Below are 25,951 nucleotides of genomic sequence, written 5' to 3'. Positions count from 1 at the left end.
TCAGAGCCGCTCGGCGGTCGCATCGAGCACGACCTTGCCGACGGTCGTCCCGCTCTCCAGCAGCGCATGCGCACGGCCGGCCTCGGCGAGCGGGAAGACGGCATCCACGGCGCCGCGGATCGCACCGCTGTCGACGAGCGGGAGGACATCGCGGATGACGCCGGCGACGATCGCGGCCTTCTGCGCGGCCGGCCGTGCACGCAGGAGCGTGGCCGAGACGCTCGCCCGGCGCGACATCAGCTCCCACAGGTCGAGCGTCGTCGGCCCGGTCGTCCCTCCGATGATCACGAGGTGGCCGTCGAGGGCGAGGCTCTCGATGTTGCGCTCGAGGTACGGAGCACCGACGATGTCGAGGATGGCGTCGACGCCGCGTCCGTCCGTGGCGACGAGCGTGGCCGCGGCGAAGTCCTCATCGCGGTAATTGATGGCCACGTCGGCACCGAACGCGCGGGCCGCCGCCGTCTTCGCGGCGCTGCCGGCCGTCGCGATGACTCTGGCGCCGATCGCTTTCGCCCACTGCACCGCGAACGAGCCGATGCCACCCGCCCCGCCGTGCACGAGCACGGTCTGCCCGGCGGTGAGACCGGCGATCATGCCGAGATTGGAATACACCGTGCAGGCGACCTCGGGAAGACCCGCTGCCTCGACCATCGTGAGAGAGCGCGGCTTCCGCATGACCTGCGTCGCCGGCGCGAGGACCTCCTCGGCGTAGCCGCCCCCGGCGAGCAGGGCGCACACCTCGTCGCCGATGCTCCAGCCGTCGACATCCGCGCCCACCGCGTCGATCACGCCGGCGCACTCGAGGCCGGGGCCTTCCGGCGCCCCCGGAGGGACCGGATAGTGGCCCCGGCGCTCGAGCAGGTCGGCGTTGTTGATCCCCGCCGCATGCACGCGGATGCGCACCTCGTGGGCGGCCGGTTCGGGCCGCGCGACCGGCACCAGACGCAGCACCTCGGGCGGGCCCGGATGCGTGAAACGGACGGCGGAGGTCATGGGATGCCTTCTCTCGGATCGGGTGAGAGCGGGAACGCTCAGGCGGCGGCCGTGGCCGGGTTGCTCTTCGCGTACGCGATGATGCTCTGCGCGTAGTGCGGGGCTTCGAGCTCGCAGTGCTGGCAGGAGGCCTTCTGGCGTGCCGCGGCGGCCTCTTCGAACGTCGCGCCGCTGGCCGTGATGAACTCGAGGAACTCCTCGGTCGGGTGCGAGGTGACGGTGTTGACGTAGCGCAGCTGGTCGCCCTCCAGCTGCTCCATGCCCAGCTCCCAGATCACCTGCGTGGTGGTCCAACCGGTCGGGGTGAGGATGTCGGAGATCGACACCATCTTGCAGTAGTGCTTGCTCGCGACCTCGTAGCGGTACTGCTGGATCACGAGGCCGGTGCCGATGACCTCGACGTTGATCGACATGGGCGTGCCGTCGTCGTCGACCGTGTAGCCGGCCGCCTTGTGGTCGCCGGGCGCGCAGCGCTGGTACTCGTGGGTGGGCAGGTTCTTGAGCCAGGACTCGATGTCGACGTCGTCGAAGTTGCCGGTCACATCGGAGGTGACGACGGCGTGGGAGAGCACCAGGTCGGAGCGGACGGTGACAGCCATGAGGGGATCCTTCGTTCGTGCCGGGTGGAGGGGAGAGCAACGCAGGATTCCCGGTGTCGTCCTTGCGTTCCTCCATCTCCCCACATCGCCCGGCACGGGGCATCCGACGAAGGACGGGGAGTGCTTCGTCGGCTGTCGAGGCGCGCGTCAGACGGTCTCGGACCGCTTCTTGCGGAAGGGGCGAGCAGGCGTGTGCGGTCCGTCCCACACGGTGATGATTCCCCAGGCGACCGCGGCGAGCGGTACCGAGAGCACGGCGCCGACGATGCCGCCGAGGATCGTGCCCGCGGTCAGGGCCAGCAGGATGACGAGGGCATGCAGCTTCAGCGACCGCGCCATGACGACCGGCTGCAGGAAGTTGCCCTCGAGCTGGTTGACGAGCACCACGATGCCGACCACGATCAGCGCCGCCACCGGGCCGTGCGTCACGAGGGCCACGAGAGCGGCGAGGATGCCGGCGGCCGTCGCGCCGACCAGGGGGATGAAGGCGGTGAGGAAGACGATCACGGCGAGCGGGATCGCGAGCGGGATCTGCAGGATCGCGAGGCCGATGCCGATACCCAGCGCGTCGGCCGCGGCGACGATCGACGTGCCGCGGATGTAGCCGCCGAACACGTCGACGGTCTTGTCACCGATCCGGCGCGCCCGCTCGTAGCTCTCGCCGGTGAAGGGGCGCAGCAGGAACTCCCAGATGCGGGGGCCGTCCTTGAGGAAGAAGAACAGCACGACGATCATCAGCGCGAGGCCGGTGAAGAAGCTCGCGGTGGCCGAGACACCGGCCAGGGCGCCCTGACCGAACGAGGCGCTCGTGAGGAAGTCCTGCGCGTTGGCCCAGACGTCGTCGAGGTCGATGGCCCCGAAGTCGAACGGGAGGGTGCCGAGCCAGTCGGTGACCTGTGCGATGCCGTCGGTGGCGGAGTCGACGAGGTCGTCCCACTGCGATCGCACGGTGAGCACGATCACCCAGACGACGCCGCCGAGCACGGCGAGGATGCCGATCAAGGCGATCCAGGTGGCGAGGATCGACGGCATCCCGCGACGGCGCATCAGGGCGACGAGCGGATGGATCGCACTCGCGAGGATCAGCGCGATCGTCACGGGGATGAAGACGAGGGAGAGCTGCGTGATCACGAGCACGCCGACGGCGACGAGAGCGAGCACGATCAGGGTCTGCAGGCTGCGGGTCGCGACGACACCGAACCCTCGGGACCAGAGCCCCGGCTCGGCGGGCTTCGGCATCTCCGGTCGTCGGAACAGTCCCATCGGTTTCCTCCCGTTCGCCGGCGCTCGCGCACCGTGAGTGTCCAACCTAGCAACCGCCCCTGACGCTCTGTGGCAGGTTGGAGGGATGAACACCTTCCCCGCTCACGAGACGAGGCCGGTTCGACGCACCCTGCTCGTCGGATTCGGCAAGCTCGGCGCTCGGCTGGCCCCCTCGTTGATCTCGGACGGGAGCGAGGTGTTCGCGCTTCGCCGCTCGGCATCCGACCTGCCCGCCGGCGTGATCGGTATCGAGGCAGACGTCGCGTCGCCGTTGCCCGTCGAGCTCCCGGCGATCGATTCGCTGGTTGTCACCCTTCCACCGGGAGAGGGGGTCGACGCGTACCGCGTAGCGCTCGGCCATATCGTCCGCGCCTTGCCGGCGATCCCGGAGCGCACGGTGTTCGTGTCCTCGACGGGCGTCTTCGCGGGCGAGGAGCCCGACCATGTGCTGACGGAGCGCACGCTGCCGCACCCGCAGACCGAGCGCGCGCAGGCGATCCGCGATGGAGAGCTCGCCGCGCAGGAGCTGTTGTCTGCGGTCGTGCTCCGCCCTGCGGGCATCTACGGCCCGGGCAGGGACTTCTTGATCCGCCGCGTGCGGGAGCACGCGGAGGTGGACTATCGGCGCTGGACCAACCGCATCCATGAGAGCGATCTCGTCCGCACGATCGACACGCTTCTGCGCATGGCCTCTCCACCCGTGCTTCTGCACGCCGTCGACGAAGAGCCGGTCCGGCTCGGCGAGGTCGTGACCTACATCGCCGATCTGCTCGGTGTGGAGCCGCCGCCGGATGCGGGGGCTCACCGCGATTCGGGCCATGTGTTGGACGGCGCACTCCTTCGCAGGGTCGTCGGGCCGCTCGAGTTCCCGTCGTTCCGATCCGGGTACGACGCTATGCACCGGTGACGGAGGGGACGGAGGGGACCGACCGCACGCGGAACCACAGCGTCAGTTCGGCCAGCGCGCGCCGAGCGGTCTCGGCATCCGCCCCCTCGTCGAGGTCGTCGAACGAATCCCGATACCCCTCGGGGATGCCGCCGGAGAAATCGCGGAGGGGCCGGTAACCCATGGTCCAGTCGCTGAAGCGACGCTCCGCGATCCCGTCGCGGAGAAGGATCCGGAGGTCGTGGTGGCGATGGTCGCGACGGATCGTCTCGATGAGACGATCGATGACGTCGGGCGCCCCCTCGAGGATCTGGATGAACCGCCCGTCGCGGTAGAGGAGCATGCCGGTGACACCTCTCTGCGTGTTCAGGCGTCGGCAGGTCGTGAGGAGGTCTTCGAGAGCGGAGCTGCGGAACGGCTGCGACGCGGTACTCGTGTAGACGACGGAGATCAGGTCGGCGCTCATCTGTCACCTCCGACGAGTTCGTCGCCCGCGGTGGACAGGGGCGTGCTCGGCGTCGACGAAGCGGTGACGGCATCCGTCGCTTCGTGAAGCGACGCGAACGCGCCGATCTCCCGCGATCGCGCATCGAAAGCGGCGTACTGCCCGTCCGCCCGCCGGTCGACGTAACCGAGGAAGTCCCCACCGCGACTGCCAACATGGAATCCGTCTTCGACGCACGCCCAGAGGACGTCGTCGGGGTGCTGATCAGGATCGTTCACAACGTGAACGTTAGGGCGTGCCGCCGACATCGTCTTCCCCCTTGCGCTCAGCACGCCCCGTACGGCAGGCAGAGCCGAAGCCCTCCTATGCTCCGCCGTCCGCGTCCGTCTCCTCCTCGGCAGAGGTGCCTTCCGGAGCGTCGGTGGTGAAGTCCGCGTCGGTGATGTTCCCTGCGGCGATGTCGGAATCCGGGCCGTCGTAGGTGCGCGGGTCGTCAGTCTCGGGCGAATCGGGGGTGCTCATCTGATCTCCTGTCTCGAGTGCGGGAGATCATCGTCCCGCCCGACGGCGTGGCGGTCGAGGTCGTTGACTTCGGTTGGTCGTTCGTGCTCGTCGCCGCACGGCATCGCTCACAGCATCCGAGCGACGACCCGCAGCGTCAGCGCTCGAACGACCCGGTGGACGCCTTCAGATCGGCGACGGTCGTCGCGCTCATCCGGCGCCCACGCGTCTCGCCGCCGAAGAAGACCGCGATCGCTCCCACGACGCAGGCCGCGACGATGAACAGCGAGACCGCCCAGGTCGCACCGCCGGTCGCCGCGACGAGGGCCACGGCGATCAGCGGTGTCGTGCCCGCGCTGACGGCACCGGCGAGTTCCCGCGAGAACGCGAGGCCCGTGAACCGAGCGCCGCCGGTGAAGAGCTCGGCGAAGTAGGCCGCCTGGGGGCCGAACATCGCGCCCACCCCGAGGCCCAAGCTCAGCACGATCGCCATGACGACGAGTGCCGGTGCCTCTCCGCCGCCGATGAGCCAGAAGTAAGGGAACGCGAAGATCCCCGAGAAGACGATGCCGAACAGGATCACCGGACGTCGGCCGATCCGGTCGGAAAGGGCGCCGAACGCGGGCAGCAGCACCATCGTCACGGCCGTGCCGATCGTGGTGGCGACGGGGCCGACGGATGCCGACAGCTGCAGGTTTCCGACCAGGTACGCGGTGATGAAGGCGAGGTTGATCGACGAGACGACGTTCTGGGGCAGTTGAGCGAGGAAGAGGGTGAGCATGCCGGTCTTCTCCTGCGCGAAGACGGTCTTCACGGGGGAGACGGGAGCGTGCTCTTCGGCCTGCATCGCGACGAATGCGGGGCTCTCGGCGAGGCGGAGACGGATGATCAACGCCACGATCACGACGACGGCGCTGAGCAGGAACGGGATGCGCCAGCCCCAGGCGAGGAACTGATCCTCGGGCAGCTGGGTGACGACGGCGAAGACACCCGAGGCCATCAGCAGACCGAGGTAGACGCCGGCCGACGGCCAGGCGCCGTGCAGGCCGCGGCGTCGCGGGTCGGCGTGCTCGACCGAGAAGATGGCCGCCCCGCCGAACTCCGCTCCGGCACCGATGCCCTGCACGAGGCGGAGGACGATCAGCATGATCGGTGCCCAGATGCCGATCTGCTCGTAGGAGGGGGTGAGCCCCATCAGGAACGTCGCGACGCCCATGATCAGCAGGGTCAGCACGAGCACGCGCTTGCGTCCGAGGGTGTCGCCCATCCGGCCGAAGATGAGACCGCCCAGGGGGCGGATCAGGTAACCGACGGCGAAGGTCGCGAAGGCGGCGAGCGTGGCCACGACGGGGTCGGAGTTGACGAAGATGATCCGGTTGAAGACCAGAGCTGCGGCCGTGCCGTACAGGTAGAAGTCGTACCACTCGAGGGCCGAGCCGACGAGGGCTGCGGCGCCGACGCCGAGCATCGAGTTCTTCTTCGTGGGGGTGGTAGGGGAAGCGTTCATGAGGGCTCCTGCGTCGTTGCGAGGGTCATGGTCGCAAGAATCCTACAGGAAACAGGATTCTTGTCACTCCCGCTATCATCGTCGCCGCGCCGGGCATGAGAAAAGCCCCGCGATCTCTCGCGGGGCTTCTCATCTTCGGTGGACCTGAGGGGACTCGAACCCCTGACCCCCTGCATGCCATGCAGGTGCGCTACCAGCTGCGCCACAGGCCCAGAATCGCTCCGGACTGACCGGGGCAACTCGAAAAGCGTACTACAGGTCGCGAGCTCAACACCAATCGGCGCGAGCCGCCCGGGCGCGTCGTGATGCGGAACAGGTACGAGAGCCCCGGGGGAACAACGGCGGGTGCCCGCACGTTCACGTCAGCGTGAGCATCCTCGACAGCATCGTGATCGGCGCGGGTCAGGCCGGACTGTCGGCGTCGTACCACCTGACGCGGCTCGGCATCTCGCACGTGGTGCTCGATTCCGACGCCGAGCCGGGCGGAGCCTGGCAGCACCGATGGGATGCCCTGACGATGCGCGACGTGCACGGGGTCGCAGAGCTCCCGGGCGACACTCCGCCGCCGCGCGACGGCCAGCGCGCCAACGTCGTCGTCCCCGCCTACTTCGCCGCCTACGAGCGCGCCCATGTCCTTCCGATCATCCGCCCCGCCACGGTCGATCGCGTGGACGACGAGGACGGGGTGCTCGTGACGCGGGCGGGGGAGCGGCAGTGGCGCTCGCGCACCCTGGTGAACGCGACCGGCACCTGGACGCATCCGTTCCTGCCGCACTACCCGGGCATGGAGACGTTCCTCGGCGAGCAGCTGCACACGATCGATTACCCCGGCCCCGAGCACTTCCGAGGGAAGCGCGTGCTCGTGGTCGGGGGCGGGGCATCCGCTGTCCAGTTCCTCGGCGCGCTCGCCCCGATCACCGACACCATCTGGGTGACGCGGCGCGAGCCGGTCTGGCGCACCGACGACTTCACGCCCGAGGCGGGCGCGGCGGCGGTCGCACTCGTCGAGCAGCGCGTCGCGCAGGGGCTGCCGCCGCAGAGCGTCGTGAGCGTCACCGGGCTCATGCTCCGCGAACAGGAGCGAGAAGCCGAGCGCCTGGGGGCATACTCTGCACGGCGACCCATGTTCACGCGGATCGAACCCGACGGCGTGCGCTGGGCCGACGGATCGTTCGAGCGCGTCGACGTGATCCTCTGGGCGACCGGGTTCCGGCCCGCGATCGGTCACCTCGCCCCGCTGCACCTGCGCAGCGCCGCGGGTGGCATCCAGCTCGATCGTGGCGGCCGGGGAACGACGGCCGTCGCCGATCCCCGGATCCAGCTCGTGGGTTACGGGCCCTCGGCGAGCACGATCGGGGCGAACCGTGCAGGGCGCTCTGCCGCGACCGGAGTGCGGCGAGCGCTGGCGAACGTTCCCTCGATACGCTGAAGGCATGCTTCGCCTCGCACTGCTGATCGTCTGGTTGCTGCTCACCGCCTGGCTGGTGATCTGGACGGGCGAGGGGCTCTTCGGAATCGATCAGCGGCAGTCGATCCTCCCTTTCGGGGGCGACAGCCTCGGTGCCCCGATCATGATCGGCGTGGCCTGGGGGCTTCTCCTCACCTTCGGGGGCGTGATGCTCGGCCCCGCCCGCCGACGACTCGCACGCGCGGGTGACGCACGGATCGGTATCGGACGCATCGTCGAGGTCGAGACCACGGGAACGACCATCAATGACGTGCCTCAGTACGACATCTTCCTCCGCGTGACCCCGACCGATGGCGACGACTTCGTGGCACAGCTGCGCACCCTCGTGCCGCTCGCCGATGTGGGGGCGCTGCAGGTCGGCCAACCCCTCGCGGTGCGGTACCGGCCCGGCGACCACGACGCCCTCGAACTCGTTGATCCGTCCGATCCGGCGGTGAGCGAGGCGCTGCTGCAGTGGCGCATCGACCGCGGACTGATCGACCCGCGCCAGGTGCCGGCGCGCACGACCGGTACGCAGGTCCCGGCATCCGTTCTCGAGATCCGGCCCACCGGGCGCCGTCGTGAAGGCCAGTCCGAACTCGCGCTGCGGGTGCTGCTCGCGCCCGAGGGAGGGGAGACCTGGGAGGCCGACACCACGGTGTTCGTGTACCCGCAGGCGATCCCGCATCTGCAGGTCGGCGCCCCGATCTGGGCGTTCTACCGCCGGGAGGATCCGCAGACCGTGGCCGTGACGATCGAGAAGGAGGCCGGGCGATGAACCCCCTCGACACCCTGTTCTGGCTGCTGAACTTCCCCGCCTCCCACGCCTACGCGATGGTCTTCATCGCCGGCTTCTCGATCCTCGGACTGTTCGCGATCTCGGCGAAACGCACGAGTCCAGGTGCGGCGCTGCGCCATGTGCGGGAGCGCGAGGGCCTCCTCCCGGAGGGTGGCGCGACACGCCGCGACATCGGAGGAACGACCGTGCGCGTGCTGTTCCGCATCCTCGCCTTCGTGATGCTCGCGAACCTCGTCATCGGCATCCTGAGCCTGACCGGTGTGCCGGTCACGCGCGCGTACATCTACGACAACGGCCGCCCGACCGTGGGAACGCTCGACGGCGACTGGGTCACCTTCACCACGGGCGACGGGGTGGAGTACACCCTCGAGAGCAACTTCTTCAGCCCGGCCGTCTTCCCCGATCGCGATGCGTACATACCGGGCGGTCAGGGTGTGGTCGTACGCTACCTTCCGAGCCATCCGCAAGCTTTCGTGATCGACAGCTCTCAGCTGCCGGAGTGAGGAGAATCGCATGTCCCGCATCATCGTCTTCGGAGGGCACGGCCGTATCGCCCTGCTGCTCGCCCCGCTCCTGGTCGCCCGCGGCGACGAGGTGACCGCCGTCATCCGCAACCCCCAGCACATCGCCGATGTCGAGGCCACGGGCGCGCGTCCGCTCGTAGCCGACATCGAGTCGCTCGATGTCGCCGGGATCGCCGATCTGATCCGCGATCACGACGCGGTCGTCTGGTCGGCCGGCGCCGGTGGGGGAGACGCGCAGCGCACCTATGCGGTCGACCGCGATGCCGCGATCCGCTCGATGGACGCGGCCGAGGTCGCGGGAGTCCGCCGCTACGTGATGGTGTCGTGGATCGGCTCGACCGCCGACCACGGCGTGCCCGAGAGCGACGGCTTCTTCGCCTACGCCGATGCGAAGTGGGCGGCCGACGAGCACCTGCGCTCCACCGACCTCGACGGCACGATCCTCGGCCCCGGCACCCTCACGTTCGACGACCCGACCGGTCGCATCGTGCTCGACCCCGACGGCAAGGGCGAGGTGTCGCGTGCGGACGTCGCCGCGGTCATCGCTGCCGCGCTCGTCGAGCCGTCGACGTTCGGGCGCACCATCCGGTTCGGCAACGGAGCGGCCGACGCCGCCCTGCCCATCGCCGAGGCGCTGAGCTGATCGGATGAGAGCGCTGCGTCGCTGGATGCTCGCGACCGTCGCCGCCCTCGCGGTGGCGGCGGTCGCGGCACCCGCGGCGGCGCAGACGCCCTCGGAGACCGCGCGGCCGGCCACCCAGAGGCAGCAGACGGATGCCGCGACCCCCGCGGCTCTCGGTCCCGCTGCGCGCGCGAAGGCCGAGGTGCGCGGCATGAGCGTCGCCGAGCAGGCGGCGAGCGTCGTGATGGGACACATCCCGGTGACGGATCCCGCGGCTCTCCACGCGTACATGCAGCAGGGACTCGGCGGCTTCATCCTGATGGGGTCGAACATCCCCGCCACCGAGCCGGAGCTGCGCGCGCTCACCTCCGCGTTGACGGTCGACGAGTCGCTTCCTCCGCTGATCGCGATCGACCAGGAGGGCGGGATCGTCTCGCGTCTGCCGTCCGACGCGTTCGCGGCATCGACGACCCTGAAGTCCGCGCCGGTGGAGGACACGACGGATGCCTTCACGGCACGGGCCTCACTGGTCGCCCGCGCCGGGGTCAATGTCAACTTCGGCACCGTCGCCGACATCACCGCGGATTCCGCATCCTTCATCTATGGGCGGGCTCTCGGTACCGACCCGTCGTCGGCCTCGGAGCGCGTCACGGCGGCGACGACGGCGCAGGAGGGGTTCCTCGCTTCGACTCTTAAGCACTTCCCGGGACACGGAGCGGCGGAGGGGGATTCGCATCACGCGATCCCGACGACGCCGATGTCGAAGGAGCAGTGGCGCACGGCCGACGAGCCCCCGTTCGCCGCCGGGATCGATGCGGGTGCCTCGCTGCTGATGTTCGGACACCTCGCCTACACCGCGGTCGATCCCGCGCCCGCGTCGATGTCGGCCGAGTGGCATCGGATCGCTCGCGAGGAACTCGGTTTCGAGGGCGTCATGGTGACCGACGATCTGGGCATGCTGCTCTCGTCGGGTGACCCCGCCTACGCGGATCCGGTGGCGAACGGCGTCGCTGCGATCGCCGCGGGCAACGACCTCGTGCTCATGATCGCGGGGTCCACGCCCGAGACCGCCGGTCGGATGGTCGCGGGACTGGTCGCCGCCGTGGAGTCCGGCGACCTGCCGGCCGAGCGACTCGCCGACGCGGCGACCCGCGTCAGGGAGCTGCGCCTCGAGCTGGCCGCTGACACCGCCGACTGGTCGGTGTGCGAGGACTGCACGCCCGCCGGCTGAGCTCGCCTTACGCGGCCGCGGTCTCCGCATCGCCGAGCCACGCATCGAGCAGCGCCGCGCGCAATGCCACACCGCGGTCGGCGAAGACCCGCTGGCGGCGCACGTACTCTGCCTTGCCCTCGCTCGTCTCGATCGGCACCGGCTCGACGTTCCAGGCCGAGAGGTCGTAAGGGGCGGCCTGCATGTCGAGCAGGCGGATGTCGCGTGCGAGCTCGAACGCATCGAGCAGCAGCTCACCCGGAACAAGGGGACCGAGCTTTGTCGCCCACTTGTAGAGGTCCATCCCCGCGTGCAGGCAGCCCGGCTGCTCGAACAGCGGCTGCTCTTCGCGCGTGAGCGCCGAGCGGTTGAGGGGCACGGCCTCAGGGGTGAAGAAGCGGAAGGCATCGAAGTGCGTGCAGCGCAGATCGTGCGCCTCGACCACCGCGTCGGTGCCCTCTCGTCCCAGCCGGAGCGGCACGGGATGGCGGTGCTCGTCCGCTTGATAGACCATGGCCCACTCGTGCAGACCGAAGCAGCCGAACTGTCCGGGGCGTGAGGCGGTGCGGCGCAGCATCCGTTCGACGAGTCCCGCGAGTTCCGGCTTCTCGCGCGCGAAAGCCGGAGCATCGGGCACGACGCTGCCGGGAGCCGATCCCGCGGCGTACCAGCGCCAGCCCGCGCGCTCCGGGGCATCGGCGAGCTCGACGCCCGCGCCGGGATGCCAGCGACGCAACTGCGCGGGCTTGTACGAGTAGTAGGTGAAGAGGAAGTCCCACACGGGATGCTTCTCCCCGGCCGCGGCCCGTGAGCGGTGCTCGGCGGTCAGGGCGTCGGCGCGCTCCTGGTGGGCGTGCTCCCGCACGCGCCAGTCGACCTCGTCCAGGGGGAGGGGCATGTCAGTCCAGGATGCCGGCGTCGCCGAGCCGGTCGCGGAGCCCGGCGCCGTCCTCGGCGCTCACCCAGGGCACGTCCTCGTCGCCGTGCGGCTCGGCATCCGTGCGCCCGCCGGCGAGAACGGCCTCCGCGGGGAGCAGACGACGGATCGCCACGCCGGCGACGGAATCGGGATGCTCCTCGAGGAAGGTCGAGTAGATGGCCTCGTCGTGCTGCCCGTCGTCGCCGATGAGCAGCCAGCGCACGTGCGGGAACTCGTCGGCGAGCCGACGCAGGTTGGTGAGCTTGTGCTCACGGCCGCTGCGGAACCAGCGGTCGTGCGTGGGGCCCCAGTCGGTGAGGAGCATGGAACCCGCGGGGAAGAGGTGGCGGCTCAGGAAGCGCCGGAGCGTCGGCGCGATGTTCCATGCGCCGGTCGACAGGTACACCATCGGAGCACCGGGGTGCTGGCGCAGCAACTGGTCGAGGAGCACGCCCATGCCGGGCACGGGGATGCGGGCGTGCTCGTCGAGTACGAAGGAGTTCCAGAACGCGATGAACGGACGCGGCAGAGCGGTCACCATCACGGTGTCGTCGACGTCGGAGACGACCCCGAACGTGGTGGACTCGCCGACGACGAAGGCGGTCGCCTCGACCGGCTCCTGCTCTTCCGTCGACACGCGGAACGTCTGCCATCCGGCGTCGAGATCCGCGTGGATCACGGCGTCCACCACCCCGCCGCGGTCGGCGACGACCTGGTGAACCGTGTCGCCGACGTGCACCGAGACCTTCGCGAAGCTCACCGGGATCCCGACGAAGCTTCGCCAGCCGCGGATGCTCGCGAGCTCCCCGTCCTTACCGCGTCGCTGCGGCGGCACGATCAGGACGCGCCCGACGACGCGCACCCAGCCGGGTCCGCCATAGCCCGGGAACGGCACGACCGTCGCGGTGCGACCCCGCTTGCGCGCACGAACTTCACGCCACACGTGGAAGCGGTGTTCGAGTCGGGCGAACCAGTGGATCCGGGGCGCCGGGGGTGCGGAAGCCATTGGCTCAGTCTTTCACGTCCGCCTCGGGTTCCGCGTCGTGGGCCTCGAGGTGGCGGGCTTCCGAGCGCTCGAGGAGCTTCTTGCCGAGGTAGACCACGACGAGGAAGACGACGATGATGCCGACGAAGACGTATCCGGCGTAGTGCACGCGATCGACCATCTCGTCGAAGGTCAGCGCGGCGAGAGAGGTGACACTGACGTACGCGACCGCCCAGATCACGCAGGCGGGAGCCGTCCACGCCAGGAAACGCCGGTAGGAGTATGCGCTCATGCCGACCGTGAGGGGCACGAGCGAGTGCAGCACGGGCAGGAATCGCGAGAGGAAGATCGCGATTCCGCCGCGGCGTTGCAGATAGCGCTCGGCACGCACCCAGTTCTTCTCGCCGATCCGGCGCCCGAGCCACGACGTGCGGATGCGGGGGCCGAGCCAGCGACCCAGGGCGAAACCGATGCTCTCGCCGATCAGCGCGCCGATGACGACGGCGATCACCATCGCGGTCGCCTCGACCGGACCTCGAACGCCGATCGAGGCCATGATCACGACGGTGTCGCCGGGCACGATGAGTCCGATGAGGACGCTGGTCTCGAGCATGACGGCGACGCCGGCGATGAGAGTGCGGGTGACGGGGTCGATCGAACGGATGAATTCGAACAGCCAGGTCAAGAGGTCATCCACAGCACGAGAATACGGGAGCGGCCAGGTTCTAGGCTGACAAGGTGCCCCATCGTCCACCCGCTCGTCCCCTTTCCGTCTGGGTCGAGCCCGTCGACGTCTTCCGTGTTCTCGAGGCCTCGTCGCCGGAGGTGTTCTGGCTCGACGCGGGTCCCGATACGGCGAACGGGTGGAGCTTCGTCGGTGTCGGCGAGCCGTCGGCGCTGCCCGCTGATGTGGCGCTCGGGGAGGTCCGCGGTGCTCCCGCCGACGGGGGAGCGGCCGACGATGAAAGACCGCCGTTCCGCGGCGGATGGGTGGGCTGGCACGACTACGAGACCGGGGCGGCCGCGGCCGGTGCCCCGACCGACGGCGGCGACGCGGATGACCGGGCGTCGTGGATGCGTGTGCGGCGTTTCGCCGCGTTCGACCATGCGCGTCGGCGGGTGTGGGTGCAGACCGATGGAGACTTCGCCGAGTGGGAGTCCTTCGTCGAGGAGGCGGCGGTCGCGGCATCCGCTCTTCCCGACCTGCCGAAGGCGCCGGTCGCCGGTGTCGTGGCCGAGGCCCGGCACGAACCGGCGGAGTACGCGAGCCTCATCGAGCGCTGCCGTGACCTGATCCGGCAGGGAATCGCGTATCAGCTCTGCCTCACGACGCGCTTCTCGGCTTCCGGTGTCGGCGATGCGGTCGCGGTCTACGCGCGACTGCGCGCCGCGACGCCCGCGCACCACGGAGGTTTCGTTCGGATCCAGGGGCGTGCGCTGCTGAGCGCGAGCCCCGAGCAGTTCCTCCTCGCCGCGGACGGCGTCATCCGCACGCGGCCCATCAAGGGAACGCGGCCGCGATCCGCGGATCCGATCGAGGATGCCGCTCTCGCTGCCGAGCTCGCCGTCAACCCCAAGGAACGCGCCGAGAACGTCATGATCGTCGACCTCATGCGCAACGATCTCTCCCGCGTCTGCGTCGCAGGATCCATCCGCGTGGAGGGGCTGTGGGTCGTGGAGAGCTATCCCGCGGTGCACCAGCTCGTGAGCACCGTCAACGGCACGGCGGCGCCCGGTGCGACCGTCGGTTCACTCCTCGACGCCGCATTCCCGGCGGGCAGCATGACCGGAGCCCCGAAGCTGTCGGCCATGACGCGCCTGCACGCGCTCGAAGGCGGCCCGCGCGGGATCTACGCCGGGTGCTTCGGCTACATCGGAATCGACGGCGCCGTCGATCTCGCGATGGTCATCCGCAGCATCGTGATCGATGGCGAGCGGGCGACCGTCGGCGCCGGTGGCGGGATCACCTGGGGATCGGATGCCGTAGCTGAGGTCGCCGAGGTCGCGACCAAAGCGCGTGCGCCGCTCGCGGCGCTGGGCGCTGTCCTGCCCGGGGCCTGGGGTTCCGATATCCTGAACTGATCCCGATTTTCCTTTCAGATTGGTCGTGCGTTCGTTGTCTGAGAACCTGTCCACCGCTCCCGCCGAGGACGAGACGTCGTCGGCTCATGCCATCCAGGCCAAGTGGCAGAAGTACTGGGCGGAGAACGAGACGTTCCTCACCGGCGGCGATGACGACACGCGCCCCCGGCGTTACGTGCTCGCGATGTTCCCGTACCCGTCCGGCGACCTGCACATGGGGCACGCCGAGAACTACCTGTACTCCGACATCGTGGCGCGCTTCTGGCGTCACCGTGGGCACAACGTCCTGAACCCGATCGGGTGGGACTCCTTCGGTCTGCCCGCCGAGAACGCGGCGATCCGTCAGGGCGCCGACCCGCGCGAGTGGACGTATCAGAACATCGCGCAGCAGAAGGTCGGATTCCAGGCGTACGGCGTCTCGTTCGACTGGTCGCGCGTGCTGCACACGTCCGACCCCGAGTACTACCGCTGGAACCAGTGGCTGTTCCTGAAGATGCACGAGCGCGGTCTCGCCTACCGCAAGAAGAGCGCCGTCAACTGGTGCCCCAACGACCAGACGGTGCTGGCGAACGAGCAGGTCGTCGACGGTCGCTGCGACCGTTGCGGCTACGAGGTCGTCAAGAAGAAGCTGACGCAGTGGTACTTCCGCATCACCGACTACGCCGACCGTCTGCTCGACGACCTCAACCAGCTCGAGGGCTTCTGGCCGCACAAGGTGCTGCAGATGCAGCGCAACTGGATCGGCCGCTCGGTCGGTGCCGACGTCGACTTCCGCATCGAGGGCCGTGACGAACCGGTCACCGTGTTCTCGACGCGCCCCGACACGCTGCACGGCGCCACGTTCTTCGTCGTCGCGCCCGATTCCGACCTGGCCGCCGAGCTGGCGGCGGATGCTCCGGCCGAGGTGCGCGAGCGCTTCCAGACGTACCTCGAAGGGGTGCAGAAGGAGACCGACATCGCCCGCCAGGCGACGGATCGCCCCAAGACGGGCGTCTTCCTCGAGCGCTACGCGATCAACCCGGTCAACGGCGAGAAGCTGCCGATCTGGGCTGCCGACTACGTACTGGCCGACTACGGTCACGGTGCGGTCATGGCGGTTCCCGCGCACGACCAGCGCGACCTCGACTTCGCCCGCGCGTTCGACCTGCCGGTCAAGGTCGTCGTCGATACGACGGCGCCCATCACGGGAGCGATGCCGGTCATCGAGGTCGACGACGAGGGCGTGCCGATCGACACCGGCGCGCTCGACGACCAGAACCCCGCGTCGACGGGCATCGCGCTCACGGGCGAGGGGCGTCTGATCAACTCGGGCGAGCTCAACGGCCTGTCCAAGCGCAACGCGATCGCCCGCGCGATCGAGCAGCTCGAGGCATCGGGCACCGGTCGCGCCGCGAAGAACTACCGTCTGCGCGACTGGCTGATCTCGCGTCAGCGGTTCTGGGGAACGCCGATCCCGATGCTGCACGCCGAAGACGGCAGCATCATCCCGGTCGCGGAGGACAAGCTGCCGGTTCGTCTGCCGAGCATCGAGGGCCTCGATCTCAAGCCGAAGGGCACCTCGCCCCTGGGCGGTGCCGAGGGCTGGGTGCGCACGGTCGACCCGGCCACCGGTGAGCCCGTGCTGCGCGACCCCGACACGATGGACACCTTCGTCGACAGCTCGTGGTACTTCCTGCGCTTCCTGTCGCCGAACAGCGATCAGGTCGCCTTCGACCCGGCCCAGGCCGCACGATGGGCTCCGGTCGACTCCTACATCGGCGGTGTCGAGCACGCGATCCTGCACCTGCTGTACGCACGCTTCATCACGAAGGTGCTGTTCGACATGGGGCTGATCGACTTCACCGAGCCGTTCTCGAACCTGATCAACCAGGGCATGGTTCTCCTCGACGGCCAGAAGATGTCGAAGAGCAAGGGCAACCTCGTGCTCTTCCAGGAGGAGCTCGACGCGCACGGCGCCGACGCACTGCGCGTGGGCCTGGCGTTCGCGGGACCCGTGGAAGACGACAAGGACTGGGCCGACGTCTCGACGACGGGTGCCCAGAAGTTCCTGTCGCGGGCGCTGCGCATCGCGCGCGAGGTCTCGAGCCCGGTCGACGTCGTCTTCGACGGCGGTGACGCCGCGCTGCGTCGCACGACGCACAAGCTTCTCTCCGAAGCGCCGGCGCTCGTCGAGCAGACCAAGTTCAACGTGCTCGTCGCCCGCCTGATGGAGCTGGTGAACACCATCCGCAAGACGATCGACAACGGTGCGAACGGCGCTGCCGACCCGGCGGTGCGCGAGGCCACCGAGACCGTCGCCGTGATGCTCGACCTCATCGCCCCGCACACGGCGGAGGAGATGTGGGAGATCCTCGGACACGAGCCGTCCGTGGGTCTCGTCACGTGGCGTTCGGCGAACCCGGCGCTGCTGGTCGAAGACACCATCACCGCCGTCGCGCAGGTCAACGGCAAGGTGCGCGCTCAGCTCGAGGTCTCCGCACGCATCGGCGAGGCAGAACTCGAGGCTCTCGCCCGCGGCGATGAGCGCGTGATCCGGGCGATCGGCGACAAGGAGATCGTCAAGGTCATCGTGCGCGCGCCCAAGATCGTGAGCTTCGTCGTCAAGGGCTGATCCGCTCGCTCGGTCGAGACCGCCGTCCGGATGCCGGGCGGCGGTCTCGGCGTTCCGGCGGGTGTGGTTCTGCACGGCTGACCGATGTGCGGAGTTGTCCACGGTGTGCGGGAAGCGGGGCGGGGCAGCGGAATCGGGCGGCCTAGCGTGGGCGGATGCCGCTGACCGAAGCACCTCCCGATGACGCCCTGCCTGTGGATGCTCCGCCCGTGGATCCTCCGTCTGCGCCCCGGCGCCTGCGCCTGAGCATCGGAGCGGCGGTCGTGCTCGCCCTCGTCGTGCTCTCGGTCGCGGTCGGGCTCGGGATCCTCCGCGGACAGGCCGCCCCCGTCGAGACGGTGTCGATCGGAGACGAGTCGACCGGTACGACGGCTGACGCGGGCGCCACCGCGCCGGGCGGGGAGCTCTATGTGCACGTCCTCGGCGCCGTCGAGAAGCCGGGCCTGTATGTGCTCGCGATCGATGCACGGATCGTCGACGCCCTCGCTGCGGCCGGCGGTACGACCGAGGAGGCCGACCTCGCCGCGATCAACCTCGCCCGCATCGTGACCGACGGTGAGCAGGTGGTCGTGCCCGTCGTCGGCGCGACCGTTCCCGAACCGGGTTCCGGCACGGCTCCGGGCTCGGGGTCGACCGCTCCGGGCGACGACCGGATCGACCTGAACTCCGCGGATCAGGCGGCGCTCGAGACCCTTCCGCGCATCGGCCCCGCGCTGGCCGAGCGCATCATCTCGTGGCGCGACGAGAACGGGCGTTTCCAGACCGTCGACGACCTTCTCGCCGTGCCGGGCATCGGCGAGAAGCTGCTCGAGGGTCTGCGCGACGGGGTGCGGGTGTGAGGAGACGCGACCTCCGACTGCTGCCGATCGCCGGGGGAGCATGGGCCACGGGGCTGCTGTGCGTGTTCCTCCCGCAGATCGCGGGCGCGGTGGCTGCGGCCTGCATGCTCGCGGCCATTGTGGCCGGGGTCGTCGTGAGGTGTTCCCGCACTCGTGGAGCGGAGCGCGGGGGACTCGTGATCGTGGTGCTCGCGGCGGCGGCCGCGGTGGCGACGACAGCCTGCCTCGCCATGCCGGCGCGCGAGGCGGTTCGCGAGCGGGAGGCGTTCGCGGTCGAGGTCGTCGCGGACGTGTCGTCGTCGGCGTCGGTCGGGAAGGACGGGCGCCTCTGGTTCGAGGCGCAGTCTCGCTCTATCGAATCGGCGAAAGGTACAGCAGCGGTCTCGGCGCCGGTGCGCATCGGTGTCGAGCCGGCCGAGGGGGTCGATCTCGGTGCGACGATCCGAGTGACGGGGCAGATGGAGGCGACGGATCCGGGGGAGCGCTCGGCAGCCGTCGTCTTCGCGAGCGAGCCGGAGATCGTGCGCCCGGCTTCGGGCGTCTTCGCGGTTGCGGCTGGCGCGCGCAGCGCGTTTATCGAGCGAGCGACGCGCCTGCCCGAGCCGGGTGCGGGGTTGCTGCCCGGTCTCGCCGTCGGTGACACCCGGGCGGTCTCCGACGCGCTGAACGACGACATGCGCACGAGCGGCCTCAGCCACCTCACGGCCGTCTCCGGCGCCAACTGCGCGATCGTGGTCGCGGCGGCGTTCTGGCTCGTGGCCCTGTGCGGGGGCGGGCGCCGTCTGCGGGTCGTCGTCGCCGCCCTCGCACTGGCGGGGTTCGTGGTGCTGGTGACCCCCGAGCCCAGCGTGATCCGCGCGGCGGTGATGGCCGGGGTCGCGATGTTCACGGTGCTCCTCGGACGTCCGAGTGCGGGCGCGGGGATGCTCGCCCTGTGCGCGACCGGCATCCTCGTCGCCGATCCTTGGCTGGCCGCGACGGCCGGGTTCGCCCTGTCGGTCGCGGCATCGGGAGCGCTCATCCTGCTGGCGCCTCCGCTCGCGCGCGGACTCGCTCGGTGGATGCCGCAGCCACTCGCTCTCGCGATCTCGGTGCCCCTCGCCGCCCAACTGGCCTGCGGCCCGATCATCGCGCTGTTCGCCGAGCAGCAGTCCCTGGTGGGGATCGCCGCCAACCTGCTCGCCGCTCCCGCGGCGCCGATCGCGACCGTGATCGGTCTTCTCGCCTGCCTCGCCGCGCCGTTCCCGATGCTCGCCGATCTTCTCGCGGCATCCGCCTGGTTGCCCGCGGCATGGATCTCGGTGACCGCGACGGTGAGCGCGCGGTTGCCGCTCGCGCAGGCATCCCTGGTTCCCGGCATCGGCAGCGCCGTGCTCGTCGCAGTGCTCAGCGCCGCCCTGGGGATCATCGTGCGCGGGCGGCGAGGAACGAGCGGCGTCGGCGGCCGCCGAGGCCGGTGGTTCTCCTGGACGTACCGCGTCGCGGCGGTGGTGCTCATCGTGGCACTCTCGCTGGGCGGCGCGCATCTCGCTCTGCAGGGGCCGCTCGCTGCGATGGCGGCGCCATCCGGCTGGTCGATCGCGGCGTGCGACGTGGGTCAGGGGGATGCGCTGCTCGTGCGCTCGGAAGGAGAAGTCGCACTGATCGACACCGGTCCGGAGCCGGGCCCGCTCGGCGACTGCCTGCGGTCGCTCGGCATCGACCGCATCGACCTCCTCGTGTTGACGCACTTCGACCTCGATCATGTCGGGGGAGCGGACGCCGTGCGCGGACGGGTCGACGCGGTGCTCCACGGACCCGTCGTCGAGGCGGAGGAACAGCGGATCCTCGACGGGCTGGGGGCCGGTGGTGCGGCTGTCACCGAGGCGACGGCGGGGATGCGCGGCACGCTCGGCGCATCGACCTGGCGGGTGCTCTGGCCGCTCCGCGAGTCGGCGGTGTTCCCCTCCGGCAACGACGCGAGTGTCGTGATGGAGGTCTCCGGTGGTGGCGTGCCGCTCTCGCTCTACCTGGGCGACCTGTCGGCCGAAGCGCAGCGGATGCTCGCGCGCAACGCCCGTCTCGCGGGACCCTACGACGTGGTCAAGGTCGCCCATCACGGCAGTGCCGATCAGGATCCCGCGATCTACGAGACGATCCGTCCGGCGATCGCGGTCTTCAGCGCGGGCATCGACAACGACTACGGCCATCCGCGCGCGGAGACGCTCGACCTGCTGACGGCGGTCGGGGCGCACGTGCTGCGCACCGATCGACAGGGACGCATCCTGCTGGGGATCGACGACGGCCGGATCGCGGTCTGGACGGAATCCGATGTCGGTGCCCCCGAGTAGGCTGGATCCATGGCAGCTCCGCGATCCTCTTCCCGCACCGCCGCCAAGCCGTCGAAGATCCCCCAGGTCTCCTGGCGAGAACCGCGTCCCGCCCCGCTCGTGCTGGTGTCCGGGCCCGAGGAGATCTGCGCCGAGCGTGCGATCGCCGGCATCCGCGACTATCTGCGCGCGGAGGACCCGGCCCTCGAGGTCAGCGACATCCGCGCCGATGACTACGCACCCGGCACCCTGCTCGCCATGACGTCGCCGTCGCTCTTCGGCGAGCCGCGGCTCGTGAGGGTCTCGGGCGTCGAGCGCTGCTCCGATGCCTTCCTGCAGGAGGCCGTGTCGTACCTCGACCAGCCGCAGGACGGCGCGACCGTGATCCTCCGGCACACCGGAGCCAGCGTGCGCGGTAAGAAGCTTCTCGACGCTCTGCGCGCCGGAACGGGCGAGGGCATCGAGATCGCCTGCCCCGCCATCAAGCGCGACGGCGACCGCGTCGATTTCGCCGCGGGTGAGTTCAAGGCCGCGAAGAAGCGCATCCAGCCCTCCGCGCTGCGGGCGCTCGTCTCGGCCTTCGCCGACGACCTCACCGAACTCGCCGCGGCCTGCCAGCAGCTCATCGGCGATGTCGAGGGCGATGTGACCGACGACATCGTCACCAAGTACTACGGCGGCCGCGTCGAGGTCTCCGCCTTCGTCGTCGCCGACACGGCGATCGCGGGTCGCTACGGCGAGGCGCTCATCTCGCTGAGGCACGCGCTGTCGTCGGGCGCCGATCCGGTGCCGATGGTGGCGGCCTTCGCGATGAAGCTGCGCACCATGGCGCGTGTCGCCGGAAACCGGGAACCGAGCCGTCAGCTCGCCCAGCGCCTCGGCATGAAGGACTGGCAGGTCGATCGTGCACGACGCGATCTCGCCGGGTGGAACGAGCGCTCGCTCGGGCTCGCGATCCAGGCGACGGCACGGGCGGATGCCGAGGTGAAGGGCGCATCGCGCGACCCGATCTTCGCGCTCGAGCGCATGGTGACGGTCATCGCCACCCGTCGCCCGTTCGGCGAGGAGTAGTCCGCCACTCGGCTCCGTCGCGTCAGGGGAGAAGCCCGCACGCGTCACCGACACGAAGAAGGCCCGCCCCGCGAACGGGACGGGCCTTTCTCAGCGGTGCTGGCTCAGAGAGCGGCGACCGACTTGGCGATGGCCGACTTGCGGTTCGACGCCTGGTTCTTGTGCAGGACACCCTTGCTGACGGCCTTGTCGAGCTTGACGGCGGCCTTCTTGAGGGTCGCCTCGGCGGCTGCCTTGTCGCCTGCGGCGACGGCTGCCTTGGTCTGACGAACGAGGGTCTTGAGCTCGCTCTTCACGGCCTTGTTGCGCTCGTGAGCCTTCTCGTTGGTCTTGTTGCGCTTGATCTGCGACTTGATGTTTGCCACGTGTGGACGCTTTCTGTACAGGAGTGATTCGGAGTGCCGGCAGCAGAAGAGGGCTGCTGCACGACGGTCGTGAGGGAAGAACCCACACGCAAGCCAAGAAGCAACTCTACCAGCAGTCGGGCGGATCACGCGAAACGACGCCCCTCGAGTGGCGTCCGGACTCCGACACGACGAGGCGATCGCGGAACTCGGTCGCGCGAAACGCGGTACCGGGTGCAGAATCAGGATCACCCGACACAGACGCCAAGGAGCGACATGAGTTCTGCTTCCCGCGATACCGTTCTGCCCTCAGGTCTCCGCTGGTCCGCGGCGACGTCCGCCATCCAGATCGAAGGCTCTCCCTCCGACGACGGGGGAGGGCGCTCGATCTGGGACGACTTCGTCGATGTGCCGGGTGCGGTGCGAGACGCCTCGACGCCGCAACGCGCGTGTGACAGCTATCGGCATCCGGAGGCGGATGTCGCCCTGGTGGCGGACCTCGGCATCGACCGCTATCGCTTCTCGATTCCGTGGGCGCGGGTGCAGCCGGACGGGCGCGGCCCGGCCAGCACCGCCGCGCTCGATCACTACTCCCGCTTCGTCGATGCGCTGCTCGAGGTCGGCGCGACCCCGTTCCCGACGCTGTACCACTGGGAGATGCCGAGCGCGGTGGAGTCCGACGGCGGCTGGCTCGTCCGCGATACGGCCGAACGCTTCGCGGACTATGTCGCGATCGTGGCGGATCGGCTCGGCGATCGGGTGACCCACTGGTACACGCTCAACGAACCGGCGATGACCACGCTGCAGGGTTACGGCACCGGGGCGCTCGCCCCCGCGCGACCGCTGCTCTTCCACGCCCTGCCGACCGTCCACCCTCAGCTCCTGGCGCACGCCTACGCCGCCGAGGCGCTGCGGTCGCGGGGCGCGACGGCCGTCGGCCTCGTCAACAATCACACCCGCGTGCTGCCGCTCACCGCATCGCGGGAAGACCTCGTGGCGGCGACCATGTACGACACGCTCCACAACGGGCTGTTCAGCGAACCCCTGCTCGCGGGCGAGTACCCCGACCTCGAGGCGTTCGGCCTGCCGCCGATGCCCGTGCTCGACGGTGAACTCGCGCGCATCGCGGCGTCGATCGACTTCTACGGCATCAACTTCTACAACCCGACGACGGTGACCGCGGCCGATCCGGCGGGGCCACTGCCGTTCGAGATCGTGCCGACGCCCGAGGCGCCCGTCACCGGTTTCGGCCCGGAGTGGCCGATCGTGCCCGGGGCGCTCCGCGATCTGCTCGTCGACCTCCATCGCCGGCATCCGCACATGCCGCCGGTGATCATCGGCGAGAACGGCGCCTCGTTCCCCGAGCCCGACGGCGCGGTCCGCATCGACGACGCCGAACGCATCGACTACCTCGCCGAACACATCGCGGCGGTCGGCGAGGCGATGGCCGCGGGCGTTCCCGTCGAGGAGTACACGGTCTGGTCGCTCCTGGACAACTGGGAGTGGGCCGACGGATTCACCCAGCGCTTCGGCCTCGTGCACGTCGATTTCACCACGGGGGAGCGCACACCCAAGGCTTCGTACGACTGGTACCGCGACGCCATCGCCCGCACGCGCACCGCGGTGGCGATCGAGCGGAGCGTGCAATGACCGCGGCGACGCGGGTCGGCGCGCGATGGATGTCGCTGTTCACCCTCGCCTGGCTCGCCATCTGGACCGTGCAGCTCACGCCCGTGCAGCTCCTCCTGCCGCTGCAGCTCGACACCCCCGAAGACGATTGGATCCGGGGAGTGGTCTCCTCGGGGCTCGTCCTCGGCATCGGCGGACTCGCGGGCATCGTCGCCGGCCCGCTCGCCGGGGCGCTGTCGGATCGTGCTCGACCGGGGCGCCCTCGACGGCGTCCGTGGGCGCTCGCGGGCGTGTGGACGACCGCCGCCTTCCTGGTGCTCACCGGTTTCTCTGAGGGGCCCTGGGCGGTCGGCGGGGCGTGGGTCGGTGTATCGATCGGTGTCGCGGTGTCGTCGGCGGCCTTCACCGCGATGATCGCGGACCAACTGCCCACGACCCAGCGGGGCGCGGCATCCGCGGCGGTCGGGTCGAGTCAGGCCGTCGGGATCGTGCTGGGCGTCGGCCTCGTCGTTCTCCTCGGGCTCGACATCGTCTCGGGCTATCTGCTGCTCGCCGCCGTGATCGCGGCGGTCGGTACTGCGGTGGCCCTGCTGCTCCCCGATCCCTCCGCGTCGGAGGCCGTGCGGCCGACGACCCGCGACCGTCGGTCCCTCGCCTCGCTGCGCGATCGCGATTTCGCGTGGATGCTCGCCGGGCGCCTCGTGACCAACATCGGCAACGCGTTGGGGACCGCGCTGTTCCTCTTCTTTCTGCTGCACGGACTCGGTCAGCCGTCGTCGACGGCGCAGGACAACCTGCTGCTGCTCATCGTTGTCTACACGCTGTTCGTGGTCGCGGCATCCGTTCTCACCGGCATCCTGTCGGACCGCACGGGCGACCGGCGCCGGCTCGCCGTGATCGCCACGGTCGTGCAGGCGGCATCCGGTGTGGCGATCGCGCTCGTGCCGACCTTCGAGATGACGATGGTCGCCGCCGCCCTCATGGGGCTCGGCTACGGCGCGTTCTCGACCGTCGGCCTCGCGTTCGCCGCCGATCTGCTGCCCGATGAGAAGGACCACGCCCGCGATCTCGGCATCGTGAACGTCACGGCCGCTCTCGGCCAGCTGATCGGTCCGGTGCTCGGGGCGGGACTCGTGGCGCTGGTGGGAGGATTCTGGCTCGTCTTCGCCGCCGCCGCGGTGCTGTCACTCGCAGGCGGAGTGCTCACCGGCCTCGCGAGGCAGCCGCAGAGGTCATGAGCTCTCTTTCTCGAGGGTCGCGATCGCGAGCTGCAGCACGGCGTTGAAGATGCGAGGTCGCATCGCCGTGACGAGATGCGTGGTGCGCGGCACCACGATGAGCTCGGCCTGGGGGGCCAGCGAGCAGAAAAGTGTCTCGTGGCGACGCAGCTGGTCGTACTGGCCGTTGACGAACCAGAGCGGCAGTCGGATGCGGGCGACCGCCGCGGCGAGGTCGAGCGCCGAGAGGCTGCCCAGGGCGATGTCCTGCGCGTCGAGCGCGTAGCCGCCCGCGCCGAAGTCTTCGCGGGTCTCCGGGGGGATCGTCGCGTCGAGCACACGATCCGAGAGCCAGCGTCCGCGGTCGGGCAGCGAATCCATCGCGCGCGCGAGCCAGCGATAGGCGGCGAGCCCGGCACCAACGGGCAACGCGGTGCACGACGCCGCGACCAGACCCGCGACCGGTGTCGTCTCCCCGCCTCCGGTGTAGGAGAGAGACAGGATCCCGCCCATGGAGTGTCCGACCAGCAGCACCGGTCCGCGCCTCGCCGCATCGCGGACGGCGGCATCGATCGTGTGCAGGGCCTCGTGGAGCGTGAAGTCCTCGGCGATGCGCGCGCCGTGCCCCGGCAGGTCGACCGCGGTGTGCGCGTACCCCCGCGCGTCGAGGAACGCCTGCTGCGAACGCCACATGGTGGCCGACGTGCGGATGCCGTGCACGAAGACGATCTGGACGCTCACGCTCTCAGCCTAGGTGCGCAGCCGCGCACCGCACGAGAAGGCGGGGCCGGTGGAAGACCACCGACCCCGCCTGCTCGTCGCGGGGTGCGTCAACGCGGTCCGGGGCAGTATTTGATGCACTTGATGGGCCAAGGACCCGCACCGCCCCCACCTCCGCCGTCACCGGGATGCGTGATGTCGACGACAGCACCTGCGGGGATCGCCGACCCCAGGGTGAGCATCAAAGCCGCCGCGACCCCGACGATCGAGTTCCGGACAGTCGTCTTCTTGTCTTTCAGCATGAGCGCCCTCCTTTGGACTCCGTCTGTGCGTTGTGCGAGAAATTAATCCGAATGCGCAGCCTCGTCCAGGGGGGTTGCGCAGTGCGGATTCCCTGGGTAGACGCGTGTGGGGGCCGGCGATCTCTCG

General features: G+C 69.8%; 26 protein-coding genes and 1 tRNA gene. 13 read left to right on the top strand and 14 right to left on the bottom strand.

What is annotated here, in order from left to right; all coding sequences use genetic code 11:
* From KV396_RS16175 to KV396_RS16165, 3 genes are all read right to left on the bottom strand, one after another.
* Entirely contained in the window at positions 1-993 is a 993-nt protein-coding gene (locus tag KV396_RS16175) for an NAD(P)H-quinone oxidoreductase (protein WP_247956352.1), read from the bottom strand.
* Between the two features lie 38 nt (positions 994-1,031).
* The gene (locus KV396_RS16170; RefSeq protein WP_247956351.1) at positions 1,032-1,592 is read right to left on the bottom strand and encodes a hypothetical protein; all 561 of its coding nucleotides are present in this window, start codon (positions 1,590-1,592) and stop codon (positions 1,032-1,034) included.
* Between the two features lie 147 nt (positions 1,593-1,739).
* Positions 1,740-2,855 carry an AI-2E family transporter gene (locus KV396_RS16165; RefSeq protein WP_247622188.1) on the bottom strand — a complete coding sequence of 372 codons (1,116 nt, stop codon included), beginning with the start codon at positions 2,853-2,855 and terminating at the stop codon, positions 1,740-1,742.
* A gap of 85 nt (positions 2,856-2,940) precedes the next feature.
* Between KV396_RS16165 and KV396_RS16160 the strand changes: the two genes are divergently transcribed.
* Positions 2,941-3,762, top strand: a complete 822-nt coding sequence (locus tag KV396_RS16160) for a Rossmann-fold NAD(P)-binding domain-containing protein (RefSeq protein WP_247632017.1) — start codon at positions 2,941-2,943, stop codon at positions 3,760-3,762.
* Here the strand turns inward: KV396_RS16160 and KV396_RS16155 are convergent.
* From KV396_RS16155 to KV396_RS16135, 5 genes are all read right to left on the bottom strand, one after another.
* Positions 3,749-4,207 (bottom strand): BLUF domain-containing protein, encoded by a 459-nt coding sequence (locus tag KV396_RS16155; RefSeq protein ID WP_247956350.1) that lies wholly within the window; start codon positions 4,205-4,207, stop codon positions 3,749-3,751. The genes KV396_RS16160 and KV396_RS16155 overlap by 14 nt on opposite strands.
* A complete protein-coding gene (locus KV396_RS16150; protein WP_247622191.1) occupies positions 4,204-4,464 on the bottom strand; it encodes a hypothetical protein in 261 nt (86 codons plus the stop codon). The genes KV396_RS16155 and KV396_RS16150 overlap by 4 nt, the downstream gene beginning before the upstream one ends.
* Positions 4,465-4,549: 85 nt before the next feature.
* A complete protein-coding gene (locus KV396_RS16145) occupies positions 4,550-4,708 on the bottom strand; it encodes a hypothetical protein (protein WP_247956349.1) in 159 nt (52 codons plus the stop codon).
* 136 nt (positions 4,709-4,844) lie between these two features.
* A complete protein-coding gene (locus KV396_RS16140) occupies positions 4,845-6,194 on the bottom strand; it encodes an MFS transporter (RefSeq protein WP_247956348.1) in 1,350 nt (449 codons plus the stop codon).
* A 139-nt stretch (positions 6,195-6,333) separates the two neighbouring features.
* Positions 6,334-6,406, bottom strand: a tRNA-Ala gene (locus KV396_RS16135).
* A 155-nt stretch (positions 6,407-6,561) separates the two neighbouring features.
* On the opposite strand from KV396_RS16135, the gene KV396_RS16130 reads away from it, so the two are divergent.
* Genes KV396_RS16130 through KV396_RS16110 form a run of 5 tightly spaced genes read left to right on the top strand, consistent with a single transcriptional unit; the run spans position 6,562 to position 10,817 of the window.
* On the top strand, positions 6,562-7,623 hold the full coding sequence (locus KV396_RS16130; RefSeq protein ID WP_247956347.1) for an NAD(P)-binding domain-containing protein: 1,062 nt from the start codon (positions 6,562-6,564) through the stop codon (positions 7,621-7,623).
* Positions 7,624-7,627: 4 nt separating this feature from the next.
* Positions 7,628-8,419 carry a hypothetical protein gene (locus KV396_RS16125; RefSeq protein WP_247956346.1) on the top strand — a complete coding sequence of 264 codons (792 nt, stop codon included), beginning with the start codon at positions 7,628-7,630 and terminating at the stop codon, positions 8,417-8,419.
* On the top strand, positions 8,416-8,943 hold the full coding sequence (locus tag KV396_RS16120; protein WP_247956345.1) for a hypothetical protein: 528 nt from the start codon (positions 8,416-8,418) through the stop codon (positions 8,941-8,943). The genes KV396_RS16125 and KV396_RS16120 overlap by 4 nt, the downstream gene beginning before the upstream one ends.
* 10 nt (positions 8,944-8,953) lie before the next feature.
* Positions 8,954-9,607 carry an NAD(P)H-binding protein gene (locus KV396_RS16115; protein ID WP_247956344.1) on the top strand — a complete coding sequence of 218 codons (654 nt, stop codon included), beginning with the start codon at positions 8,954-8,956 and terminating at the stop codon, positions 9,605-9,607.
* Positions 9,608-9,611: 4 nt separating this feature from the next.
* Positions 9,612-10,817, top strand: coding sequence for a glycoside hydrolase family 3 N-terminal domain-containing protein (locus KV396_RS16110; RefSeq protein WP_247956343.1), 1,206 nt, complete (start codon positions 9,612-9,614; stop codon positions 10,815-10,817).
* 7 nt (positions 10,818-10,824) lie between these two features.
* On the opposite strand, the gene KV396_RS16105 is transcribed toward KV396_RS16110, so the two are convergent.
* The 3 genes from KV396_RS16105 to KV396_RS16095 are packed head-to-tail and all read right to left on the bottom strand — an operon-like array spanning position 10,825 to position 13,397.
* The gene (locus KV396_RS16105; RefSeq protein ID WP_247956342.1) at positions 10,825-11,694 is read right to left on the bottom strand and encodes a 3-methyladenine DNA glycosylase; all 870 of its coding nucleotides are present in this window, start codon (positions 11,692-11,694) and stop codon (positions 10,825-10,827) included.
* A 1-nt stretch (position 11,695) separates the two neighbouring features.
* Entirely contained in the window at positions 11,696-12,721 is a 1,026-nt protein-coding gene (locus KV396_RS16100) for an App1 family protein (RefSeq protein ID WP_247632027.1), read from the bottom strand.
* Positions 12,722-12,725: 4 nt separating this feature from the next.
* Positions 12,726-13,397 (bottom strand): DedA family protein, encoded by a 672-nt coding sequence (locus KV396_RS16095; RefSeq protein ID WP_247956341.1) that lies wholly within the window; start codon positions 13,395-13,397, stop codon positions 12,726-12,728.
* A 41-nt stretch (positions 13,398-13,438) separates the two neighbouring features.
* On the opposite strand from KV396_RS16095, the gene KV396_RS16090 reads away from it, so the two are divergent.
* The 5 genes from KV396_RS16090 (at position 13,439) to holA (ending at position 21,612) form a co-directional block, all read left to right on the top strand.
* Complete coding sequence (locus KV396_RS16090; RefSeq protein ID WP_247956340.1) at positions 13,439-14,782, top strand: anthranilate synthase component I family protein; 1,344 nt, start codon at positions 13,439-13,441, stop codon at positions 14,780-14,782.
* Between the two features lie 34 nt (positions 14,783-14,816).
* Positions 14,817-17,393: a leucine--tRNA ligase gene (gene leuS / locus KV396_RS16085; protein WP_247956339.1), complete on the top strand. Its 2,577-nt coding sequence runs from the start codon at positions 14,817-14,819 to the stop codon at positions 17,391-17,393.
* Positions 17,394-17,548: 155 nt separating this feature from the next.
* Entirely contained in the window at positions 17,549-18,232 is a 684-nt protein-coding gene (locus KV396_RS16080; RefSeq protein ID WP_407665546.1) for a ComEA family DNA-binding protein, read from the top strand.
* Positions 18,229-20,562, top strand: coding sequence for a ComEC/Rec2 family competence protein (locus KV396_RS16075; RefSeq protein ID WP_247956337.1), 2,334 nt, complete (start codon positions 18,229-18,231; stop codon positions 20,560-20,562). Before KV396_RS16080 ends, KV396_RS16075 begins: the two co-directional genes overlap by 4 nt.
* Positions 20,563-20,571: 9 nt before the next feature.
* Positions 20,572-21,612 (top strand): DNA polymerase III subunit delta, encoded by a 1,041-nt coding sequence (gene holA / locus KV396_RS16070; protein WP_247622208.1) that lies wholly within the window; start codon positions 20,572-20,574, stop codon positions 21,610-21,612.
* Between the two features lie 104 nt (positions 21,613-21,716).
* Here holA and rpsT read toward each other — a convergent pair whose 3' ends face one another.
* Complete coding sequence (rpsT, locus tag KV396_RS16065) at positions 21,717-21,977, bottom strand: 30S ribosomal protein S20 (protein ID WP_247622209.1); 261 nt, start codon at positions 21,975-21,977, stop codon at positions 21,717-21,719.
* A gap of 255 nt (positions 21,978-22,232) precedes the next feature.
* Between rpsT and KV396_RS16060 the strand changes: the two genes are divergently transcribed.
* Positions 22,233-23,606, top strand: a complete 1,374-nt coding sequence (locus KV396_RS16060; protein WP_247956336.1) for a glycoside hydrolase family 1 protein — start codon at positions 22,233-22,235, stop codon at positions 23,604-23,606.
* A complete protein-coding gene (locus KV396_RS16055) occupies positions 23,603-24,823 on the top strand; it encodes an MFS transporter (RefSeq protein WP_247956335.1) in 1,221 nt (406 codons plus the stop codon). The genes KV396_RS16060 and KV396_RS16055 overlap by 4 nt, the downstream gene beginning before the upstream one ends.
* Here KV396_RS16055 and KV396_RS16050 read toward each other — a convergent pair.
* Both KV396_RS16050 and KV396_RS16045 read right to left on the bottom strand, forming a co-directional pair.
* The gene (locus tag KV396_RS16050) at positions 24,818-25,543 is read right to left on the bottom strand and encodes an alpha/beta fold hydrolase (protein WP_247956334.1); all 726 of its coding nucleotides are present in this window, start codon (positions 25,541-25,543) and stop codon (positions 24,818-24,820) included. The genes KV396_RS16055 and KV396_RS16050 overlap by 6 nt on opposite strands.
* Before the next feature lie 89 nt (positions 25,544-25,632).
* Positions 25,633-25,824: a hypothetical protein gene (locus KV396_RS16045; protein ID WP_247956333.1), complete on the bottom strand. Its 192-nt coding sequence runs from the start codon at positions 25,822-25,824 to the stop codon at positions 25,633-25,635.
* Between the last annotated feature and the right edge of the window lie 127 nt (positions 25,825-25,951).

The organism is Microbacterium galbinum (assembly GCF_023101185.1).
GTDB lineage: Bacteria > Actinomycetota > Actinomycetes > Actinomycetales > Microbacteriaceae > Microbacterium > Microbacterium galbinum.
Note: the sequence above shows the minus strand (reverse complement) of the source record. Positions and strands in the feature narration are given on the sequence as shown.

What these genes read in the sequence shown, in the direction of transcription:
- KV396_RS16175 (WP_247956352.1), bottom strand. Translation starts at nt 993, where the DNA reads ATGACCTCCGCCGTCCGTTTCACGCATCCGGGCCCGCCCGAGGTGCTG.
- KV396_RS16170 (WP_247956351.1), bottom strand. Translation starts at nt 1,592, where the DNA reads ATGGCTGTCACCGTCCGCTCCGACCTGGTGCTCTCCCACGCCGTCGTC.
- KV396_RS16165 (WP_247622188.1), bottom strand. Translation starts at nt 2,855, where the DNA reads ATGGGACTGTTCCGACGACCGGAGATGCCGAAGCCCGCCGAGCCGGGG.
- KV396_RS16160 (WP_247632017.1), top strand. Translation starts at nt 2,941, where the DNA reads ATGAACACCTTCCCCGCTCACGAGACGAGGCCGGTTCGACGCACCCTG.
- KV396_RS16155 (WP_247956350.1), bottom strand. Translation starts at nt 4,207, where the DNA reads ATGAGCGCCGACCTGATCTCCGTCGTCTACACGAGTACCGCGTCGCAG.
- KV396_RS16145 (WP_247956349.1), bottom strand. Translation starts at nt 4,708, where the DNA reads ATGAGCACCCCCGATTCGCCCGAGACTGACGACCCGCGCACCTACGAC.
- KV396_RS16140 (WP_247956348.1), bottom strand. Translation starts at nt 6,194, where the DNA reads ATGAACGCTTCCCCTACCACCCCCACGAAGAAGAACTCGATGCTCGGC.
- KV396_RS16125 (WP_247956346.1), top strand. Translation starts at nt 7,628, where the DNA reads ATGCTTCGCCTCGCACTGCTGATCGTCTGGTTGCTGCTCACCGCCTGG.
- KV396_RS16120 (WP_247956345.1), top strand. Translation starts at nt 8,416, where the DNA reads ATGAACCCCCTCGACACCCTGTTCTGGCTGCTGAACTTCCCCGCCTCC.
- KV396_RS16115 (WP_247956344.1), top strand. Translation starts at nt 8,954, where the DNA reads ATGTCCCGCATCATCGTCTTCGGAGGGCACGGCCGTATCGCCCTGCTG.
- KV396_RS16110 (WP_247956343.1), top strand. Translation starts at nt 9,612, where the DNA reads ATGAGAGCGCTGCGTCGCTGGATGCTCGCGACCGTCGCCGCCCTCGCG.
- KV396_RS16105 (WP_247956342.1), bottom strand. Translation starts at nt 11,694, where the DNA reads ATGCCCCTCCCCCTGGACGAGGTCGACTGGCGCGTGCGGGAGCACGCC.
- KV396_RS16100 (WP_247632027.1), bottom strand. Translation starts at nt 12,721, where the DNA reads ATGGCTTCCGCACCCCCGGCGCCCCGGATCCACTGGTTCGCCCGACTC.
- KV396_RS16080 (WP_407665546.1), top strand. Translation starts at nt 17,549, where the DNA reads ATGCCGCTGACCGAAGCACCTCCCGATGACGCCCTGCCTGTGGATGCT.
- holA (WP_247622208.1), top strand. Translation starts at nt 20,572, where the DNA reads ATGGCAGCTCCGCGATCCTCTTCCCGCACCGCCGCCAAGCCGTCGAAG.
- KV396_RS16060 (WP_247956336.1), top strand. Translation starts at nt 22,233, where the DNA reads ATGAGTTCTGCTTCCCGCGATACCGTTCTGCCCTCAGGTCTCCGCTGG.
- KV396_RS16055 (WP_247956335.1), top strand. Translation starts at nt 23,603, where the DNA reads ATGACCGCGGCGACGCGGGTCGGCGCGCGATGGATGTCGCTGTTCACC.
- KV396_RS16045 (WP_247956333.1), bottom strand. Translation starts at nt 25,824, where the DNA reads ATGCTGAAAGACAAGAAGACGACTGTCCGGAACTCGATCGTCGGGGTC.